Raw genomic sequence first — 20353 nt, forward strand, 5'->3', positions numbered from 1 at the left:
AGAAGGACCTGAAGAATAAATTCCTCAAGTCCTAAATATGTAATAACTACTGTGCAGTATATCCTCCATCTAGTAGGCAAGCTTGTCCTGTAATTCCTTTGGCCTTATCACTAGCTAAAAACATTGCATAATCAGCAATTTCTTGAACATCTAGTAGACGTTTTTGAGGTACAAGTGGATATAGAACTTCTTCTAATACACTTTCTAGTGGTACATTACGAGTTTTTGATAGGTCATTAAATTGACCTCTAACAAGTGGAGTATCTACATATCCTGGGCATATAGCATTAACTGTTATACCTGAGTCAGCAGCTTCAAGTGCAGCAACTTTTGTTAGTCCTATAAGTCCATGCTTAGCTGAATTGTAAGCAGCTTTACCAGCAAATCCAATTACACCATTGATTGAAGCCATGTTTATTATACGACCAAATCCTTGTTTTTTCATTATAGGGAATACTTTTTTAGTAGCTATAAAAGGTGCTGTTAACATTATTTTTATCATAAATTCAAATTTATCAGTTGGGAAATCTTCTATCATAGCAACGTGTTGAAGACCAGCATTATTTATTAGTATGTCTAATCTTCCGTATTTTTCTAGAGTATTATCTATCGCATGGTTAATTTCTTCTTCTTTAGTTACATCACACTTTACATTTGCACAATCATAACCTTCTTTTTGTAATTCTGATGTAACATTATCTAGTGCTTCTTGATTTATATCAGAGAAGACTACCTTAGAACCATTCTTCAAGAATGATTCAGCTATTTGTTTGCCTATTCCACTTGCAGCTCCTGTTACGAATACAACTTTGTCTTTAACCATTTTTATTTCCTCCAATTTAATTTTATTTTTATATTAATTTTTTGTATTAATATTTTGCGTCTTTTAAATTTATTTTCTGATGTAATTTTGATTTATTTTAAATAATTGATGTCTCTTTATTTAATGAATCTGATAATATTAAAGGTGCTTCAGTAGCAGAAAGAACTTCGTCTAATGTGAAGATAGGATTTATTTCTATAAGTAGAAGCCCATCTGTTGTTACTTCTATAACTCCCATCTCAGTCACAATTAAATCTACAGCATTAGTTGCAGTAAGTGGGAGAGTACAGTTATTTAATATTTTTGCTGAACCTTTTGAAGTGTGTTCCATTGCTACAATGACTTTTTTTGCTCCAGTCACTAAATCCATAGCTCCACCCATACCTGGAACCATTTTACCTGGAATCATATAATTTGCTATGTTACCATATTTGTCAACTTGGAGTGCTCCAAGAACAGTTACATCTACATGACCTCCTCTGATGATTCCAAAAGAAGTGGCACTATCGAAAAAACAACCTCCAGGAAGAATAGTAACTGGCTGGCCACCAGCATTTACAATAGTTTCATCACTTAAATTTCCATTTTCAGCTGGGCCTAGACCTAGAAATCCATTTTCAGATTGCAAAATAACGTTTACCTCATCTGGAATATAATTTGCTACTTTGGTTGGTAAGCCTATACCAAGATTTACAACAGCTCCATCCTTTAATTCTTTAGAGACCCTGTTTGCAATGTATTCTTGCATTTCTAATTTATCCATTATAAATTACCTCCTTCAACGATGTAATTCACAAAAATACCTGGCGTAGTAATTTCATTGGGGTCGATATTACCTATTTCAACAATTTCACCTGCTTCAACTATTGTAATATTAGCAGCTGAAGCCATTAAATTATTAAAGTTATTCATAGAACCTTTGTAAACTAAGTTACCTGCTTTATCTACCTTTGAAGCAAATAAAAGAGCGACATCAGCATGAATTGGTTTTTCAAGAAGATATTCTTTACCATCGACAACAATCTTTTGCTTTCCTTCTTCAATAAGAGTACCAATACCAGTTGGTGTTAGTATTCCACCTAAGCCATAACCAGCTGCACGAATTTGTTCAGCAAGAGTTCCTTGAGGAACTAATTCGACACATGTTTCATTATCATTCATCTGTCTTCCTGTTTCCTTGTTTAATCCTATGTGAGATGCAATTATCTTTTTAAACTGTTTATTAACAACCATCTTTCCAACACCTTTGTCAATAAAACCAGTATCATTACAAACTAATGTTAAATCTTTTATACCTTTATCACATAAATAATCAATTAAATTTTCTGGAGAACCATTGGCCATGAATCCACCAACCATTACTGTATCTCCATCTTTGATATGAGATAGAGCCTCATCAATGCTAACTATTTTATTCATATTTCCTCCTATCGTGAAACTATCATTGCTATTCCTTGACCACCACCAATACAAAGTGTTGCAAGGCCAGTTTCTACTTTACGTTTTTGCATTTCATAAATTAGGGTTACAAGTACTCTAGCGCCACTTGCTCCTATTGGATGTCCTAGTGCTATTGCACCACCATTTACATTTAACTTAGACGAATCTATTTGAAGTTCATTTTTAACTGCAAGTGCTTGTGCTGCAAATGCCTCATTTGCTTCTACTAAGTCTATATCATTAATATTAAGACCTGCTTTTTCTAGTGCTTTTTTTGTTGCAGGAATCGGACCAGTTCCCATGATTTCAGGTTCTACGCCAGATGATGCATATGATTTTATTGTAGCAAGTGGCTTAAGCCCAAGCTCATCTGCTTTTTGTTGACTCATTAGTATCAACATTGCTGCACCATCATTGATTCCTGATGCATTTCCAGCTGTTACAGTACCTTCTTTTTTAAATGCAGGTTTAAGTTTGGCTAGTATTTCAGATGTCATGCCTAATTTAGGATATTCATCTGTATCAATAGTTTTAATTTCTTTACGATTTATTGTAACTTCTACTGGAACAATTTCATCTTTGAAACGATTGTTTTTTATAGCTTCTTCAGCTTTATTTTGGCTTTCTAGTGCTATTTTATCTTGCATCTCTCTTGTAATTCCAAATTTGTCAGCAACATTTTCGGCAGTGATTCCCATATGGTATTGATTGAAAGCATCTATAAGACCATCTGTTAGCATACTATCTACCATAGTAACATTGCCCATTTTACTACCAAAGCGAGCAGTAGGAATAATGTAAGGTGATTGACTCATATTTTCAGTACCACCTGCAATTACTACATCATTTTCACCAGCTATGATTGATTGAGCTGCTAGTTGAATACTTTTAAGTCCTGAACCACATAATTTATTTACTGTGTAACTTGGTACAGAACTTGGTATATCTGAGTTTATGGCAATTTGTCTAGCAACATTTTGTCCAAGCCCTGCTTGTAGAACATTTCCAATTATCACTTCATCTATTTCAGATAAATCAAGTTTTATACGTGATATAGCCTCCTTAACAGCCACAACTCCAAGTTGAACAGCAGAAGTATTTTTAAATACACCACCAAAGTTTCTGATAGGTGTTCTTACTGCTGATACAATTACTACATCTTTCATGTTTAATAGTTCCTCCTTGAATGATTATTTAAAATTTTCTGAATAAAAAAATTGAAGAACACTATAATAAATTACTTATAATACAAGCTTGTTTTTAAGTATTTTAATTATTTTTATTCCTAATGCTTTAGGTTTTCCTCTTTCTAACTATAGATTACGGCGAAAAATGAGTTTTGTCTAAGTCTAATTTTTTATACAACATATAAGGAAAATTTATAGGATAAAAATTTAGAATAGATATAGAGGAATATTTTGTTAAAATATTAATGAAATTATTTTGATTTTCTTATAAAATGTTCTTATAAGAAAAAATATTAATATCAACTATACTTGTAAGAAAGGTGGTTTGAAATGGATATAAAACAGTTAAAATATTTTGTTGAAATAGTGAAATCTGGTTTTAATTTATCAATTGCATCAAAAACTCTTCACATATCTCAACCAGCCTTAAGTCAAATTATAAAAACTTTTGAAGAAAATGAAAATGTATATTTATTTGAGAGATATAAAGGCAGGTTAAATGGATTAACTCCAGCAGGAGAAAGATTTTATGTAAATGCAGAAAATATTATAAATGAATATAAAAATATGATGGAGGATTTAAGAGAAGACTCTGTTCAGTTTAAAGGGAAGGTTAGAATAGGGATACCACCACTTATACTTGGAATAGCTTTTTCTGATGTAGTTGCACAATTAGTTGCAAACAATCCAGATATAGAATTCGATATAGTAGAGAAGGGGGCATATGATTTAAGTAGAATGCTTATTTTACAGGAATTAGATTATGCAGTTCTTTTACATCCACATAAAATTGATAGGAGTGTAGTAACAGAACATGTACTTCAAGAAGATGAACTTACTGCATTTTTAAATACAAATCATCATCTTGCAAAGAAAAATAAAATAGATTGGAAGGATTTAAATGAAGAATTGCTTGCAATATTTAATCCTACATTTATGATACATCATAAATTAATGCAAAAATTTACTGATGAAAAAGTTAAACTTAAGAGGTATATTATGTCTGGTTCTTGGGATTTCTTGTTGTTATCAACTACAAATTCTGATTTTATAACTATTTTACCATCACCAGTACATGATTTTTTTGAAAATAGTCAAATTATAGAAAAACCATTTAATGACCCTATTACATGGAAGGTTGTATTATGTAGACCTAAAAAAGAACGTTACAGTCATGTAGATGAGCATGTATTTAAATTTATTATAGATTTCTTTAGTAAAAAGAATCTATAAATTGTTATTTAAATAACAAATAAAAATATTAATGAAGATAATAGGCATGAATCATTAATAGTAATTAGATTTTATAATCGTTATTTAAATTGGTTAACTAGAAAAATTCATAATGATGATAAATTTGAAGCAAAAGTAGGATATTATAGATTAATGGCAATACAAATTGAAAGAGATAGTATTCAACAATTAGTTGAAAGTAAACAAATATCAAGAGAAGTAGCTAAAGAATTATTGGAAAATATTCTTTATGATGAAATGATGATGATAGAATGAAAATTATAAACTGTATAATGTTTAAATTTTATTGGTACTAAAAAAATAGGAAATAGTTTTCAATAAATTGCTTGACATATATATCCATTTATAATAGAATAAAGCTATAAATTGAATACAATATTTATGAGCGTTAACAAACTGGATTGTTACTGGGAAGCAGGCAATACCTAAGTTAAGATATACAGGTGAATTGTATCTTAATTTAGGTGTTTTTTTATGAATAAGGGAAATTGTATTTTGGGAGAGATATTGATTATGATTATTCAACAAATTTACAATAATAATGTTGTATTAGTTTTAGATGAAAATCAAAAAAAAGAATTAATACTAACAGGATGTGGAATAGGATTTCAAAAAAAGAAGGGTCAAGAAGTAGATAAAAGTAAAATTGAAAGAACCTTTGTAACACAAGATGAAAGTTTTATAGATAAAATTGGAAAATTAGCAAGCCAGGTTGATGAGAAGTTTTTTGAGGTGAGCACAGAGGTAATTGCTCATGCAGAAGGCATTTTAAATACTGAGCTTTATGAGTACATATATGTAGCACTTACTGACCATATTGCATTTGCAATTAAAAGATATCATGAAAATATAACTATAAAAAATGATTTACTACATGAAATAAAAAGAATTCACAAAAAAGAATACGAAATTGGAAAATGGGCTGTAGATTATATAAATAAAGAATTTAATGTAGAGTTTCCTTTAGATGAGGCAGGCTTTATAGCTATGCACATAGTAAATTCAAACTATAAAGGCAGTTCAAAGGAATCCCTGTTAATTACTAAAATTGTAAAAGACATACTCAATATTATAAGATATTATTATAGAGTTGAGTTTAAAGAAGATGATATAAATTATGATAGACTTCTTACACACTTAAAGTTTTTTGCAAATAGATTAGTAAAAAGAGAGGAACTCAATGATACTAATAGTGATATTGTAGATATAATCAAGATAAAGTATGAAAAAGATTATAATTGTGCATATAAAATAAAGACACATGTAGAGAAAAATTATGATTACTATGTAAGTCAAGATGAACTATTATATTTAACACTACATATTAAAAGAGTTATATCTGTGTTGAATTCATAATAATATTATTAAATAAATATAAATTAAATATTGGTATTTAAGATACTATGTAAAATTTAATAGAAATATAATAATTTTAAAACATTAAGGTTGTTACTGATAATGCAGGCAAGACTTAGGTTTATAAAAAAATTATAACAGTTTATTTTTAATTCTAAAATTAGGTTGATATAGGTTTATTTATATTAACATGAGATTTATTTTTAGGGTTAAAACTACTAGTGTAATTTTTTATAAGCTTAAGTCTTTTTTATTTAAAAAATATAAAATAATAAGGAGAGAGAAGTAAATGAAAAAAATATTTGGTGTTTTACAAAAAGTAGGAAAATCTTTAATGTTACCAGTTGCATTACTTCCAGCAGCAGGTATATTGCTTGGTGTAAGTAATGCTTTAGCAGGAGATGCGTTACTTGCTCATTTTCCAGCACTAGCAAATCCTACATTTCAACTTATAATAAGTATAATGGAAAGTTCAGGGCAAATTATATTCAATAACTTGCCTCTTATATTTGCAGTTGGTGTAGCTGTGGGTCTAACTGAAGGCGAAGGTGTAGCAGCATTGGCAGCTATAGTAGGTTTTTTAATCCTTAATACGTCTATGGGTGTTATGGCAGGTGTCACAGAAGATATGATAGATAATTCTATGTATGCAAGTATTGTTGGAATACCAACAATTCAAACAGGTGTATTTGGAGGTATCATAATAGGTATAGTAGCTGCTTATCTTTATAAAAAGTTTTATAAAATTGAACTACCTCAATACTTAGGCTTTTTTGCAGGTAAAAGATTTGTGCCTATTGTTACATCATTAGTCGCAATAGTAATAGGAATCATATTATCATTTATTTGGCCACCAATACAAGAAGGGTTACTTAGTTTTTCAAAAAATGTTATAGAAGCAAATCAAACATTAGCAGCATTTATGGAAGGGTCTCTAGAAAGATTATTAATACCTTTTGGTTTACATCATGTTTTCCATAATCCATTCTGGTATCAATTTGGAGAATATGTAAACAAAGCGGGTGAACTTGTAATGGGTGACCAAAAGATATTTTTTGCTCAACTTAAAGATGGGGTAAATTTCACAGCAGGTACTTTTATGACAGGTGCATTTCCATTTATGATGTTTGGTCTTCCGGCAGCAGCACTTGCTATGGTACATGAAGCAAAGCCAGAAAAGAGAAAGTTTGTAGCAGGAATAATGGCATCAGCTGCACTTACATCTTTTTTAACAGGAATAACTGAACCAATAGAGTTTGCATTTTTATTTGTTGCACCAGCATTATTTGTAGTACATTGTTTATTTTCAGGTTTATCATATGCAGTAATGCAACTATTAGGAGTTAAAATCGGATTCACATTTTCAGGCGGATTAATAGACTTCTTACTATTTGGTGTACTTCCTAATAGAACTCCATGGTATCTAGCTATTTTAGTAGGTATTGGATTTGCAGTATTATATTATAGTGTATTTAGATTTATGATAAGAAAGTTTAACCTAAAGACACCAGGAAGAGAAGATGAGTCAGAGTCTAGTGTGGAGACTAGTGAAATGTCAAAAGATGAGTTGGCATCAGAAATACTAATAGCTTTAGGAAATAAAGAAAATTTAAAAAGTTTAGATGCTTGTATAACAAGACTTAGATTAGTTGTAAATGATATAGATAAAGTGGATAAAGAAAAGTTGAAATCACTTGGAGCAGCAGGCGTAATGGTTATTGGAAACAATGTTCAAGCTATATTTGGTCCAAAATCAGATGCAATAAAATCTAATATAAAAGATATAATAGAGGGAAAAGTAAAGGTTGAAAAGACTGATATTAAAAATATAGATAAAAAGAAAACGGAAAAAAATAATAACATAGAAAACACTAATATAGGCGATACTTTGGTGGAAGAAGAAATTTATTCATTGACAAATGGAGAAATCTTAGATATAGAAGAAGTTCCAGACTCTGTATTTTCAAGTAAATTAATGGGAGATGGATTTGCAATTAAATCTGACGATGGATTAATTTATTCACCAGTAGATGGAACTATTGGAGTTGTATTTCCAACTAAACATGCAATAATAATCAAATCTAAAAAAACTGGAGTAGAAATACTTATACATTTAGGTATAGAGACTGTAAACTTAGAGGGAAATGGGTTTGAAGTATTTGTAAATGTAGGAGATGAAGTGAAGTCAGGGGATAAACTGGTTAAGATGGATTTAGAATATATTGAAAAAAATGGTTTATCAACAATGAGTCCAGTAGTGTTTACGAATTTAGAACAAAATCAGAAGTTAAATATTAAAAAGGGAAAAGTTACAGCAAAAGAAAGTAATCGTGTAAGTATATTAAAAGGTAGTATTGAAAAAATTGGGTAGACATATTAACTGAATAGATATATTAATGTGTATAATTAAAACATTATGAAGTTGAGTAATTATATAAGCATGATTTAAAGTTATATATTTTAGTTTAATTAATAAAAATATATGATTTATATTTCAATAAATTAGAGGTATTAGTAAAATAGATATACTAATACCTCTAATTTTTTTGAAATAAAATTTATAATAATTATTTATTCATCTAACAAAGTACTATCTAAAGGGCTTTTATTGTTTGTATAGTTTTTAGGAGATACGCCATAATACTTTTTAAATGCCCTTACGAAGCTAGAATAATCATTAAATCCACATTTATTACAAACTTCACTCATAAGATGACCATTGATTATTAATGACTTAGCTAAAATCAATCTTTTTTGAATTATATAATTGTGTATAGATGTTCCAGTATGAGATTTAAATCTTCTCATAAGATAATATTTGCTTATAAAAAATTCAGATGCAATGCTGTCTATAGAAAGTTTATTCTCTATATTTAAGTTTATATAGTTTAATATTTTTTTTATAGTTTCATCGTAAAATACATCTTCTATAGATTCTATGTTCTCTTTTTTTAAGAAAATTCTATTTAAAAATATCATAAGCTGTATGAATAAGGTATTTCTTAGTATTCCATTTCCAAATTCATTACTAGATTCAGAAATATTTATTTGCTCAATAAAAAGTTTGAGTGATTCAATGTCATGTATATTTAAACGTAGTAGATTACATTTATTTTCTGTGGCTATCTTAAAACATTTTTCTAAATCACTAGTATTATCACTGTTTTTTTTCATAAATTCTGGGCTAATCCATATTGCGATTCTTTCATAAAATACATTTGAATCAATAACTGGTTTGTGAATTTCATTATTGCTAATAAAAAGTATGTCCCAAGGTTTTAGTTTATATGGAATTCCTTCAACAAAATAAGTGACATTTCCATCTATAAATATAATTATCTTATTAAAATCGTGATTATGGTATTCAAATTCTATGTCTTTTTTATCTCTGATACTAAATATTTTAAAATTATCATTTAAGTATCCAATTTTATTGTCTGTAGTTTTCATAAAAGACCTCTCTTAGATTATATTATAGAGAATTATAGAGCATTTTTTGCAATATTTCAAGCATTTTTAACCATTCACATAGTAAAAAATTCTTAATATAATATTACATGAAGTGTAATTTTAGCAAAAAGAGTTTAAAGGGAGGAAAGCATTTATGAAATTAAATGATATTATACAGGGGTTGGATATAATTAGTGTCAAAGGTGAATTAAATATAGATATTAATAATGTACAATATGATTCAAGAAAGGTTACAGAAGGTACATTATTTGTATGTATAAAAGGATTTGTGTCAGATGGTCATAAGTATATAAAAGATGCTATAAACAAAGGAGCAAAAGCTTTTATTGTTGAAGAAGAAGTAGACATAAAAGGATATACGTTTATAAAAGTAAAAAATACAAGAGAAGATATGGCAAAGATAGCTGACAATTTTTATAATCATCCATCACAAAAATTTAATGTTATAGGAGTTACAGGTACTAACGGAAAAACTAGTATAACTACTATACTAAACGAAATATTAACTTTGAATAAAAATAAAGTTGGTCTTATCGGTACTATAAAAATATTTGATGGTGAAAAAGACATTATTTCTAATTCAACAACTCCAGAAAGTATAGATTTACAATATCATTTTAATAATATGTTAAATAATGGATGTGATTACTGTGCTATGGAAGTTTCATCACACTCATTAGCATTAAATAGAGTTGATGAAACCGACTTTAAACTGGGAATATTCACAAACTTAACACCAGACCATTTAGACTTTCACAAAGATTTAGAAGATTATAGAAAAGCTAAAGAAAAATTATTTTTTAAGACTACTATGGCAAATATAATAAATATAGATGATGAGGGTGGTAAAAAGATATACGAAAATATAAAAGGTATAGATGTTCCTTGTTACACATATGGAGTTGAAAATAATGCTGATTTTATGGCTAGAGATATAAAATCAGATTCAGATGGTGTATCTTATAGATTAATAACTCCTTCTTATGAAGAAGTTATATTTATACCAGTTCCAGGAATGTTTACAGTATATAATACCTTAGCTGTTATAGCTGCTTGTTATATACTTGGCATACCTAAACCAGTATATAAAGAAGGTCTTAGACTTTCTAGTGGAGTATCAGGAAGGTTTGAAACAGTACCAAACGATAAAGGTATAAGTGTAATTGTTGATTATGCTCATACTCCTGATGCACTTGAAAATGTATTAAAAACAACTCAACAATTTGCAGAAGGAAAAATAATTTCTGTATTTGGATGTGGTGGAGATAGAGATACTGAAAAGAGACCTTTAATGGGTGCTATTGGACAAAAATATTCTGACATATGTATTGTAACTTCTGATAATCCAAGAACTGAAGAACCAGAAGCAATAATAAAGGATATACTTGAAGGAATAGATAAGGAAAAAGAAAATTATCATGTTGTTGCTGATAGAAAGCAAGCTATAGAAGAAGCTATAAGTATGGCAAAAAAAGATGATGTTGTAATTATAACAGGTAAAGGGCATGAAAATTACCAAATAATAGGTAAAGTTAAGCATCATTTTGATGATAAAGAGGTTGCCAATGAATGTTTAAGTAAAATGTAAGGTAAAAATTTAATAAAATATATATTTTAAGAATATAATATCAAAATTATTTTGATATTATATTCTTTTTATGTTAGTGGACATTAATACAAATTATGTTAGTAACCCTTAATATAAATAATATAATTTATTAAAATTGTATTACTTATATTAATTAATTTTTTATTGTAATAAAGTTGATAATTTTGTATAATTACAGTAAATATGGAAAAATAAGTATTGTCGTAAATTTGTTAGAATAATTAATATAAAATAATAATTATATACATATAGATTCCGGAAAGGCAGGAAGCATGATGTTGGGTGATGCAAAAAATAATAGGCAGGGTTTATCCATAATTGCTATCATAAGTATCTTAGTAGTTACAATTTCCTGTTTGATTTATGGTTCGAAGTTGAATAAGACACTGGGTGAGGAAACGAATCAATATCTTTCAGAAATAGCAAATCAAAGTGTCAATGTGTTAAAAAAACAAATTAATGGCGATATAAAATTGTTACAATCAATTTCAATATGTATTGAAGGAGAAGAATCTTTTGAATTGGACAATATTCTTTCAATACTTAAAAGAGAATCTGTCAATAGCTCCTTTAAAAGAATGGGCGTTATTCTACCAGATGGTATGGCATATACTACAGATGGTTATGTAGAAGATTTTTCTAAGAGAGATTATTTTTCCAAGTCAATGCAAGGAGAAGTAGTCATAACAGGTAAGTTAAAAGATGTAATAAAAGACTATAAAGACATTAATGTGTACTCTGTACCAATTTATAAGGGGAACAAGATTATTGGTGTTATATTTGCTACACATAGTACAAAGTTATATGAAAAGATACTCTCTGTACCAACGTTTAATGGAAAAGGATATTCTTATATAGCTAATAGTAGTGGTGATATTGTTTTAAATCCAAGTAGTAAAAACGCAAATTCTAATATGGAAAATTTATTTTCATATATAAATAAAAGTAATGCCTTATCAAAATCTACTCTTAATGATATGAAGTTAAATATAAAAAATTCTAAATCAGGTTCATTAAGTTATAATATGTCTGGAAAAGGATATTATTTAAGTTATGCTCCAATAGGAATTAATGATTGGTATCTTTTTTCTGAAGTTCCTAGAACTGCTGTATCTGAAAAATCATATGCTATTATAAAACTTACACTATCAGCATGTATAGTTTTAATTGTGATATTTACATCATTAATAATTTATATCTTGATTATGCAAAAAAAGGGCAAGGAAAGATTAGAAGAATTTGCATTTAAAGATAGCATTACAGGAATTGGAAATTCAAATAAATTTAATCTGGAAGGTGGTAAATTTTTATCCACTCATGAGAAAAAGAATCTAGTTTTAATTTATTTTGATATAGATAAATTTAAGTTAGTAAATGATAGATTTGGATATGAAGAGGGAGATAGAGTATTAAGAAAAATTGCAGAGATGATTGAAAATATGTTTAAAGAACAGTCTGTATTTTCAAGAATTTCAAATGATAATTTTGCTATAATATTTGAAAAAAAGAAGGATAAAGAATCAGTTATAGAGATATGTGAAATTATGCGTAAAAAATTATCTATGATAAAAACTAGCTTAGGGGTGGAACTTAATCTGATACCATCTATAGGAGTATATTTTATTGAAGATGGAGAAACAAATATATCTACTTGTCTTGATAAAGCTATGATTGCAAAGACTACAGTAAAAAGAAAATACTTAAAAGTGTATGAAATTTATGCTGAGAATTTAAAGGAAACTCTTATAGAAGAACGTGATATTGAGCAAGAGATGCACGATGCTTTAAAAAATGAACAATTTAAGGTATACTTTCAACCTAAAATTGAATTATCAACAGGTAAAATAGTAGGTTCTGAAGCTCTTGTACGTTGGCAACATCCAAAAAAGGGATTAATAAGTCCAGGTGTGTTTATTCCTATTTTTGAAAAGAATGGTTTTATAACAGAATTAGATATGTTTGTATTTATTCAAGTTTGTAAAAACTTTAAACGTTGGGAAAATGAAGGTTTGCCTAGATTTCCTATATCAGTAAATTTATCAAGAGTACATCTTGAAAATCCTGACTTTATAGAGAAGTTTGAAAACATTGCAAAAGAATATGATATTGAACCAAATTTAATTGAAATTGAACTAACAGAGAGTGCAATATTTGATAATACAAAAATGTTGTTTAAAATAATGCAAAATCTAAAGTCTGTAGGATTTAAAATATCTATGGATGATTTTGGTTCAGGTTATTCTTCTTTAAATATGCTTAAAGATATGCCAATTGATGTCTTGAAATTAGACAGACAATTTTTTATAACAGTAGAAGAAACAAAAAAGAGTCAAATTGTGGTTTCAAGCATTGTTCAGATGGCAAAGCAACTTGACATAAAAGTTGTTTCAGAGGGAGTTGAAACCTTAGAGCAAGCAGAGTTTTTAAGATTTATAGGATGTGATATGGCTCAAGGATTTTTATTTGCAAAGCCAATGCCAATAGAAGAATACGAAAAGTTGATATTAAATAGGAATGATATTGAAGGTATAAGTACAGATTAAAAAGCTTAGTACAAAATAAAATAAAGATTTGTAAGGAAAGTGAACTTTGTGTAGTCAAAGTTCACTTTATTTATGTAAGAACACCTTAGTATAAAAATATGAACTAGGTTTAGAGTATTACTTTACATTATATGGAGCATATGATATTTTCTAAAAGAGATATAATTTTTCTATGGGTAGAAGTTTTTAATTTGAGTATAACAGTTTGTGAATCTAAGGATATCAGCAATTATTCAAGTACTTAAGGGAGGAAAAATTTTGAGTAATATAACAATTCGGGAAATGGTAAATGATGAAAGAACACTTGTTTGGAAAATTGGTAAATCTAGTTTTGGATTGGTTGAAGGGATGGCATTTAAAAAGCCTCAAAATGCTTTTCTTGCTATAATAGATGGTCATATTGTTGGTATGGCTTCCTATAAAATTTTTCCAGCAAAAAATGGCAAAAAAATTGGATATGTAGAAACAGCATATGTAAAGATGGGACATGAAGGTAAGGGAATAGGAGGTGAGCTTTACAAAAAAGTAACCATATTTTTAAAAGAACAAGGTTGTGAAACTACGACTGCTACTGTGAAGGACGATAATGTTGCATCATGGAAGTTGTTTGAAAATAATGGATATCATATTATAAGCTTTACACAAATGTTACAAAACTATGGGCTAATTAGTACAATACGATTGTGGTTTAATAGTACACTTGCTATTGCTTCTGGATTTCATTTATGGAGCACATTATCACGAAAAAATAGCTCATCAATTCAACAATTAGGAATCTATATTGTCTTAAACTTACTAATATCATTTCCTATTTTATTTTTTAGCAATAATTTTAATGATTTTGCTGTCAGAGTAGGTGCGTTTTTTTCATTACTGATTGTATCTTTACTTAGTGGATTAATTGCAACCCTGATTTCATCTGAAAAATGGAAGTTTATTGCTACAAGAGGTGGTTTGTTGATATCATTATTAATTACAATTTTGGGTGGTATATGGCCAGTGGTAGGTCGATTTTATCCAACAGAGTATAAGAGGAGTACTACATTTAGACGTAGTATGGGGATTGAAGGATTGTTTGAGTGGTTAGGAGTACTACTTTTTATTTTAGTAGTAGCAATATTTGACAAACAATCAGAATTTTATGAATATATTATTTCCTTTGGGATAAGTTTTTTACTTTTTCATAGTATACCTTTTTATCCATTTGGATGTTTTGGTGGAAAGCGTATTTGGGATTACAGTAAAGTACTTTCATTGTTGACAATTATAATTTCTGTAGGAATACTATATAATTTTTAAAAGGAACAAGCCTTTGGTTAAACATGAATTTAAAGTTTGAAATAGTAAAATGAAGTTTTATAAGTTTTATTTTTTAATATTCTATATTTTTTTATTTAAAATATAGAATATTTTATTTTTATAAAAAAGAGAGTTTCTATTATGATTTTCAAAAATCAATTAGAAAAACTCTCTTTTTTATAAAATCTAAATAGCTATTATAATATAATAGAAATTTCTATTATTCTAATTTCTTTATTACAATACAATAGTTAAGATTGTAGATAAATAAACATTTTAAACATTAAATCTAAATAATATTACATCTCCATCTTTAACTATGTATTCTTTACCTTCTAATTTAACTAATCCTTTTTCTTTAGCAGCTGCCATAGTACCATGTTCAACTAAATCATTAAAAGCAATTGTTTCAGCTCTGATAAATCCTCTTTCTATGTCAGAATGTATTTTTCCTCCTGCTTGAGGTGCTTTACTTCCAAGCTTTATAGTCCATGCTCTAACCTCTTTTGGACCAGCTGTTAAGAATGAAATTAGACCAAGTAAGGCATAAGATGATTTTATAAGTTTATCAAGCCCTGATTGTTCAAGCCCTAGTGTTTCTAAAAATTCTTTCTTTTCTTCAGCAGAATCAAGTTCAGAAATTTCTGCTTCTATTTGTGCACATACAACAACAACTTCAGCATCTTCTGTTTCTGCAAATACCTTAACTTGTTGAACATACTTATTACTCTCTCCGTCATCTGCTAAATCATCTTCTGATACATTTGCAGCGTATATTACAGGTTTAGATGTAAGTAAATCTAATGAATTTACAAAGATTTGTTCATCTTCTGTAAATTGCATAGTTCTTACACACTTACTATTTTCTAGAGTAGCCATGATTGAATTTAATAAATCAAGTTCAGAACCTAAAGTTTTATCAGCTTTAGCGGCTTTTTGAGTTTTATGAATTCTTCTTTCAAGAATCTCTATGTCAGAGAAAATTAATTCTAAATTTATAGTTTCTATATCGCGAAGTGGTTCAACAGAACCATCTACATGTATAACATTTTCATCTTCAAAACATCTGACAACATGTACGATTGCATCAACTTCTCTTATATGTGATAAAAATTTATTTCCTAAGCCTTCTCCTTTAGAAGCCCCTCTAACTAAACCAGCTATGTCACAAAATTCTATGGCAGTAGGAACTATTTTTTCAGAGTTGTACAATTCTTTTAGTTTATCTAATCTTTCATCTGGAACAGATACAACTCCAACATTTGGGTCTATTGTACAAAAAGGGTAATTTGCAGATTCTGCACCTGCTTGAGTTATTGCGTTAAATAGTGTGCTTTTACCTACATTTGGTAAACCAACTATACCTAATTTCATATTAATCGTCCTCTCTCTTATTCTTTTTATATTCTTTATATAACTTTAAACAATCAATCTATAGGATTGTAAAATTGTTTTAATTATAGACATACATATTGATTATACATCATATATATGAAGCTTGTAAACTAGACTTTAAAGCAGAATGGTCTAAATAATTTTTAAATAAAAATATTACTTTTAGAAAATAATAAAAAGGATATAATTAAATAGAAGGTTTTTATATATAAGTATATACAATCAAAAATGAATAAATTTCAATTTTAAAATTGATGTTTAAATAAAAAATAGGAGGTACATATGGTTAATACTAAGAAAATAATAAATTTGGGTAATAATATTAATCTAACTTTGATAAAAACAGAAAAGTTTAAATCAAATCTTATAAGTTTGTATGTTCAGAGATTGTTGGATAAAAAAGAAACTACAAAAAATGCTTTGATACCATCAATAATAGCAAGCGGAAGTGAAAAATATCCTAGTGCTAGAGCAATATCCAATAAACTAGATGATTTATATGGTTCATCTATGGGAGCTGATGCTGTAAAGCGTGGAGAGCGTCAAGTACTAAGTTTTAAAATAATTAATATAAGTGAAAAGTATTTAGATGAAAACATATTTGAAGAAGTAGTAGAATTTTTTAATGAAGTAATAAATAATACACTTGTTGTGGATGGTGGATTTAAAGAAGAATATTTAAATATTGAAAAAGAAAATTTAAGAGATAAGATACAATCAATAATAAATGATAAAAAAGAATATGCACAAGATAAATGTATAGAAGCTATGTGTGAAAATGAAAAATACAGTATAAGTGAGTTTGGTTATGAAGATGAAATAGATAATATAACATCAAAAGACCTATATGAACATTATAGAAATATACTTAAAACATCTCCAATAGACATAGTTGTAGAAGGTGATTTTGATGAAGATAAGGTTGTAGACATAATAAGCAAGAATTTAAAATTCGAAAGAGAAGATATTATAGATATACCAAAAGAAGATTTCATAAAACATGTAGATGAAGTAAAAGTAGTAGACGAAAAAATGGAAATAACTCAAGGTAAGTTAGTTATGGGGTATAGAGCAAATGTAGATTATGTAGATAATGATAAATACTATGCTCTTGTGGTCGGAAGTAATGTATTAGGTGGTGGGCCACACTCTAAACTATTTGTGAATGTAAGAGAAAAGGAAAGCTTATGCTATTATATTTTCTCTTCAATAGAGAAGTATAAAAGCATTATGCTTATATCATCTGGAATAGAAACTAAAGATTATGATAAAGCTGTAAAATTAATAAAAGAACAATTAGAAAGTCTAAAAGCAGGAGATATATCTGATGAAGAGTTAGAAAATAGTAAGCTTGCTTTAGTTAACTCTATGAAGTCTATAACAGATAATATAGGTGGAATGTCTGATTTTGCTTTTTCTCAGTCTATGGCAAAGACAAATTCTGAAGTAGAAGACATAATATATAGTATAGAAAAAGTTACTAAAAAAGATATAGTCGAAGCTGTAAAAGATATAGAACTTGATACTGTATACTTTTTAAGAAATTAATGGAGGAGATGTCTATGGAAAAAATAGTTAATGATATATTAAGAGAAGAAGTTTATTATGAAAAATTACAAAATGGCTTAGATGTATACTTTATGCCAAAGAGAGGCTTCACAAAAAAATATGCTATTTTAGCTACTAATTATGGTTCAAATGACTTAGAATTTGTTCCAATAGGAGAAGATAAAAAGATTAGAGTAAATGAAGGAATTGCACATTTTCTAGAGCATAAGATGTTTGAACAACCTGATGGAGGAGATGCATTTGAAAAGTTTTCTAAATTGGGTGTAAGTGCAAATGCATTTACTAATTTTACAATGACAGCATACTTATTTTCAGCTACTGAAAATTTTTATGAGAGTTTAGAACACTTAATTGATTATGTTCAAACACCTTATTTTACAGATGAAAATGTTGAAAAGGAAAAAGGTATAATAGCACAAGAGATAAAAATGTACAATGATGACCCAGACTGGAATGTATATTTTAATTGTCTAAAGGCTATGTATGTAAATTATCCTGCTAGAATTGATATAGCTGGTACAGTAGATAGTATATATAAGATAACTAAGGAAGAACTGTATAAATGCTATAATACTTTCTACAATCCAGGAAATATGGCTTTGTTTGTTGTTGGTGATTTAGATGTAGAAAAAGTCATAGATGTAACTAAAAAAGCAAATAATTATGATGTAGATAAGCTTTCTAAGAATATAGAAAGATTTTATCCTGAAGAACCAGCAAATGTAAAGGAAAAAGAAGTTATAGAAAAGTTTCCTATATCTATACCTATGTTTAACATAGGTTTTAAAGATAATAATGTAGGTATAAAAGGAAAAGAACTTTTACGTAAAGAAATTGTAACTGACATACTTGTAGGTATGTTATTTAAAAAGGGTAGCAAACTTTATGAAGATTTGTATATGCAAGGTCTGATAAATGAAAATTTTGGAGCTGGATTTTCATCTCAAGTAGACTATGCTTTTAGTGTAATTGCTGGAGATTCTAAGGAACCTAAAAAAGTAAAAGAGATAATTCTTGAATATATAGAAAAAGCTAAAAAAGAAGGATTATCTAAAGAGGAATTTGAAAGAACTAAAAAGAAAAAAATTGGTTCATTTATTAAGTGTTTTGATTCTATAAACTTTATAGGAAATAGTTTTATATCTTATACATTTAAAGAGATAAATATTTTGGATTATTTAGATATTATTAAAGATGTTACTTTTGAGGAAATTGAAGAAAGATTAAAAGAACACTTTAAAGAAGAGTATTGTGTTATTTCTATTGTAGAACCTAAGTAGAAAATTTGAACATTACAATGAGTAGCTAAATGCCAAATAGTTAATTTTGATACTTATTTTATTTAGATAGCAAGTGAGCTTGTTGAATATACTTATATAAATTAAGTTAGTAAAAATTAAATATTATTAATAAAAACTTATAGAGAGATTGGTGTATATTATACACCAATTTCTTTGATTACAAATAATTTATGAATGATTTTATTGTGATGATGTGTATAATATATTTTGAGTATTTGTAGAATCAACATCAATATGTTTTGTAGAATTAACATTAATATGTTATCATAATTTAGTATAATTACAATTAATTATAAATATGGTGTATTGCTTTGGAAATATTTTAATTAAGATAAAGAGGTGGAGTTATGGATAGAGTTGCATTTACACTGTTTGGGATAGACATAATGTGGTATGGAATACTCATGGCTAGTGGTATGATTTTGGGAACTTTAATAGCAATAAAAGAGTCAAAAAGAGTAGGACTTAAAGAAGATGATGTATTAAATATAGCTATCATAGCAATTCCTGTTGGATTAATATGTGCAAGAATATATTATGTTATATTTAATTGGAGTTATTATGCTCAAAATCTATCTCAAATCCTTAATTTTAGAGGTGGTGGACTTGCTATACATGGAGGATTAATAGGTGGAATCTTAGCTGGTTACATATACACTAAGGTTAAAAATATTAATTTCTTAAAAATGGCTGATACTGTCATACTTGGAATGCCTTTAGCACAAGCTATAGGAAGATGGGGAAACTTTATTAATGGAGAAGCTCATGGAGGTACAACTAATTTACCATGGGGAATAATGGTTGATGGAGTAAAGGTTCATCCAACTTTTCTATATGAGTCTATATGGGATTTTGGAATATTTATAGTTTTATTATTGTTTAGAAAGAATAAAAAATACGAAGGACAGGTTATAGTAACTTATATAACCCTGTATTCAATAGGAAGATTTTTTATAGAAGGATTAAGAACAGATAGTTTAATGTTAGGGCCACTTAGAATGGCTCAAGTGATAAGTTTAGTTGGAGTTGTTGGTGCTATAATAGCACATATTTATTTATCAAAGAGAAATAAAAACAACAGTATTGAAAAATAATTTAAATAGTGA

16 protein-coding genes are annotated in these 20353 nt (G+C 28.1%); 10 read left to right on the plus strand and 6 right to left on the minus strand.

Annotation, left to right across the window (positions count from 1 at the left end; translation table 11 throughout):
- Positions 1 to 46: 46 nt before the first annotated feature.
- From KGF36_RS00155 to KGF36_RS00170, 4 genes are all read right to left on the minus strand, one after another.
- Positions 47 to 823 (minus strand): 3-hydroxybutyrate dehydrogenase, encoded by a 777-nt coding sequence (locus tag KGF36_RS00155; protein WP_227829197.1) that lies wholly within the window; start codon positions 821 to 823, stop codon positions 47 to 49.
- 97 nt (positions 824 to 920) lie between these two features.
- The gene (locus tag KGF36_RS00160; RefSeq protein ID WP_227829196.1) at positions 921 to 1586 is read right to left on the minus strand and encodes a 3-oxoacid CoA-transferase subunit B; all 666 of its coding nucleotides are present in this window, start codon (positions 1584 to 1586) and stop codon (positions 921 to 923) included.
- Positions 1586 to 2242: a CoA transferase subunit A gene (locus tag KGF36_RS00165; protein WP_227829195.1), complete on the minus strand. Its 657-nt coding sequence runs from the start codon at positions 2240 to 2242 to the stop codon at positions 1586 to 1588. The genes KGF36_RS00160 and KGF36_RS00165 overlap by 1 nt, the downstream gene beginning before the upstream one ends.
- Before the next feature lie 8 nt (positions 2243 to 2250).
- Complete coding sequence (locus KGF36_RS00170) at positions 2251 to 3429, minus strand: acetyl-CoA C-acetyltransferase (RefSeq protein ID WP_227829194.1); 1179 nt, start codon at positions 3427 to 3429, stop codon at positions 2251 to 2253.
- 351 nt (positions 3430 to 3780) lie between these two features.
- Here KGF36_RS00170 and KGF36_RS00175 point away from each other — a divergent pair, with 351 nt between their 5' ends.
- From KGF36_RS00175 to ptsG, 4 genes are all read left to right on the plus strand, one after another.
- Positions 3781 to 4683 carry a LysR family transcriptional regulator gene (locus tag KGF36_RS00175; RefSeq protein WP_227829193.1) on the plus strand — a complete coding sequence of 301 codons (903 nt, stop codon included), beginning with the start codon at positions 3781 to 3783 and terminating at the stop codon, positions 4681 to 4683.
- 153 nt (positions 4684 to 4836) lie between these two features.
- Complete coding sequence (locus KGF36_RS20105; protein ID WP_255287740.1) at positions 4837 to 4959, plus strand: hypothetical protein; 123 nt, start codon at positions 4837 to 4839, stop codon at positions 4957 to 4959.
- Between the two features lie 258 nt (positions 4960 to 5217).
- The gene (licT, locus tag KGF36_RS00180; RefSeq protein ID WP_227829192.1) at positions 5218 to 6060 is read left to right on the plus strand and encodes a BglG family transcription antiterminator LicT; all 843 of its coding nucleotides are present in this window, start codon (positions 5218 to 5220) and stop codon (positions 6058 to 6060) included.
- Positions 6061 to 6349: 289 nt separating this feature from the next.
- Entirely contained in the window at positions 6350 to 8431 is a 2082-nt protein-coding gene (ptsG, locus tag KGF36_RS00185; RefSeq protein WP_227829191.1) for a glucose-specific PTS transporter subunit IIBC, read from the plus strand.
- A 200-nt stretch (positions 8432 to 8631) separates the two neighbouring features.
- On the opposite strand, the gene KGF36_RS00190 is transcribed toward ptsG, so the two are convergent.
- Entirely contained in the window at positions 8632 to 9510 is an 879-nt protein-coding gene (locus tag KGF36_RS00190) for an AraC family transcriptional regulator (protein WP_227829190.1), read from the minus strand.
- A 154-nt stretch (positions 9511 to 9664) separates the two neighbouring features.
- Between KGF36_RS00190 and KGF36_RS00195 the strand changes: the two genes are divergently transcribed.
- The 3 genes from KGF36_RS00195 (at position 9665) to KGF36_RS00205 (ending at position 14982) form a co-directional block, all read left to right on the plus strand.
- The gene (locus KGF36_RS00195) at positions 9665 to 11119 is read left to right on the plus strand and encodes a UDP-N-acetylmuramoyl-L-alanyl-D-glutamate--2,6-diaminopimelate ligase (RefSeq protein WP_227829189.1); all 1455 of its coding nucleotides are present in this window, start codon (positions 9665 to 9667) and stop codon (positions 11117 to 11119) included.
- A 296-nt stretch (positions 11120 to 11415) separates the two neighbouring features.
- Complete coding sequence (locus KGF36_RS00200; RefSeq protein WP_227829188.1) at positions 11416 to 13683, plus strand: EAL domain-containing protein; 2268 nt, start codon at positions 11416 to 11418, stop codon at positions 13681 to 13683.
- 258 nt (positions 13684 to 13941) lie between these two features.
- Positions 13942 to 14982, plus strand: coding sequence for a GNAT family N-acetyltransferase (locus KGF36_RS00205; RefSeq protein ID WP_227854499.1), 1041 nt, complete (start codon positions 13942 to 13944; stop codon positions 14980 to 14982).
- Between the two features lie 276 nt (positions 14983 to 15258).
- Here KGF36_RS00205 and ychF read toward each other — a convergent pair whose 3' ends face one another.
- Positions 15259 to 16356 carry a redox-regulated ATPase YchF gene (gene ychF, locus KGF36_RS00210; protein ID WP_227829186.1) on the minus strand — a complete coding sequence of 366 codons (1098 nt, stop codon included), beginning with the start codon at positions 16354 to 16356 and terminating at the stop codon, positions 15259 to 15261.
- A gap of 303 nt (positions 16357 to 16659) precedes the next feature.
- On the opposite strand from ychF, the gene yfmF reads away from it, so the two are divergent.
- From yfmF to lgt, 3 genes are all read left to right on the plus strand, one after another.
- A complete protein-coding gene (gene yfmF / locus KGF36_RS00215) occupies positions 16660 to 17925 on the plus strand; it encodes an EF-P 5-aminopentanol modification-associated protein YfmF (protein ID WP_227829185.1) in 1266 nt (421 codons plus the stop codon).
- A gap of 14 nt (positions 17926 to 17939) precedes the next feature.
- Positions 17940 to 19226: an EF-P 5-aminopentanol modification-associated protein YfmH gene (gene yfmH, locus KGF36_RS00220; protein WP_227829184.1), complete on the plus strand. Its 1287-nt coding sequence runs from the start codon at positions 17940 to 17942 to the stop codon at positions 19224 to 19226.
- Between the two features lie 368 nt (positions 19227 to 19594).
- Positions 19595 to 20341: a prolipoprotein diacylglyceryl transferase gene (gene lgt / locus KGF36_RS00225; RefSeq protein ID WP_227829183.1), complete on the plus strand. Its 747-nt coding sequence runs from the start codon at positions 19595 to 19597 to the stop codon at positions 20339 to 20341.
- The last annotated feature ends 12 nt before the right edge of the window (positions 20342 to 20353 follow it).

The organism is Clostridioides sp. ZZV14-6009 (assembly GCF_020658095.1).
Taxonomy (GTDB): domain Bacteria; phylum Bacillota; class Clostridia; order Peptostreptococcales; family Peptostreptococcaceae; genus Clostridioides.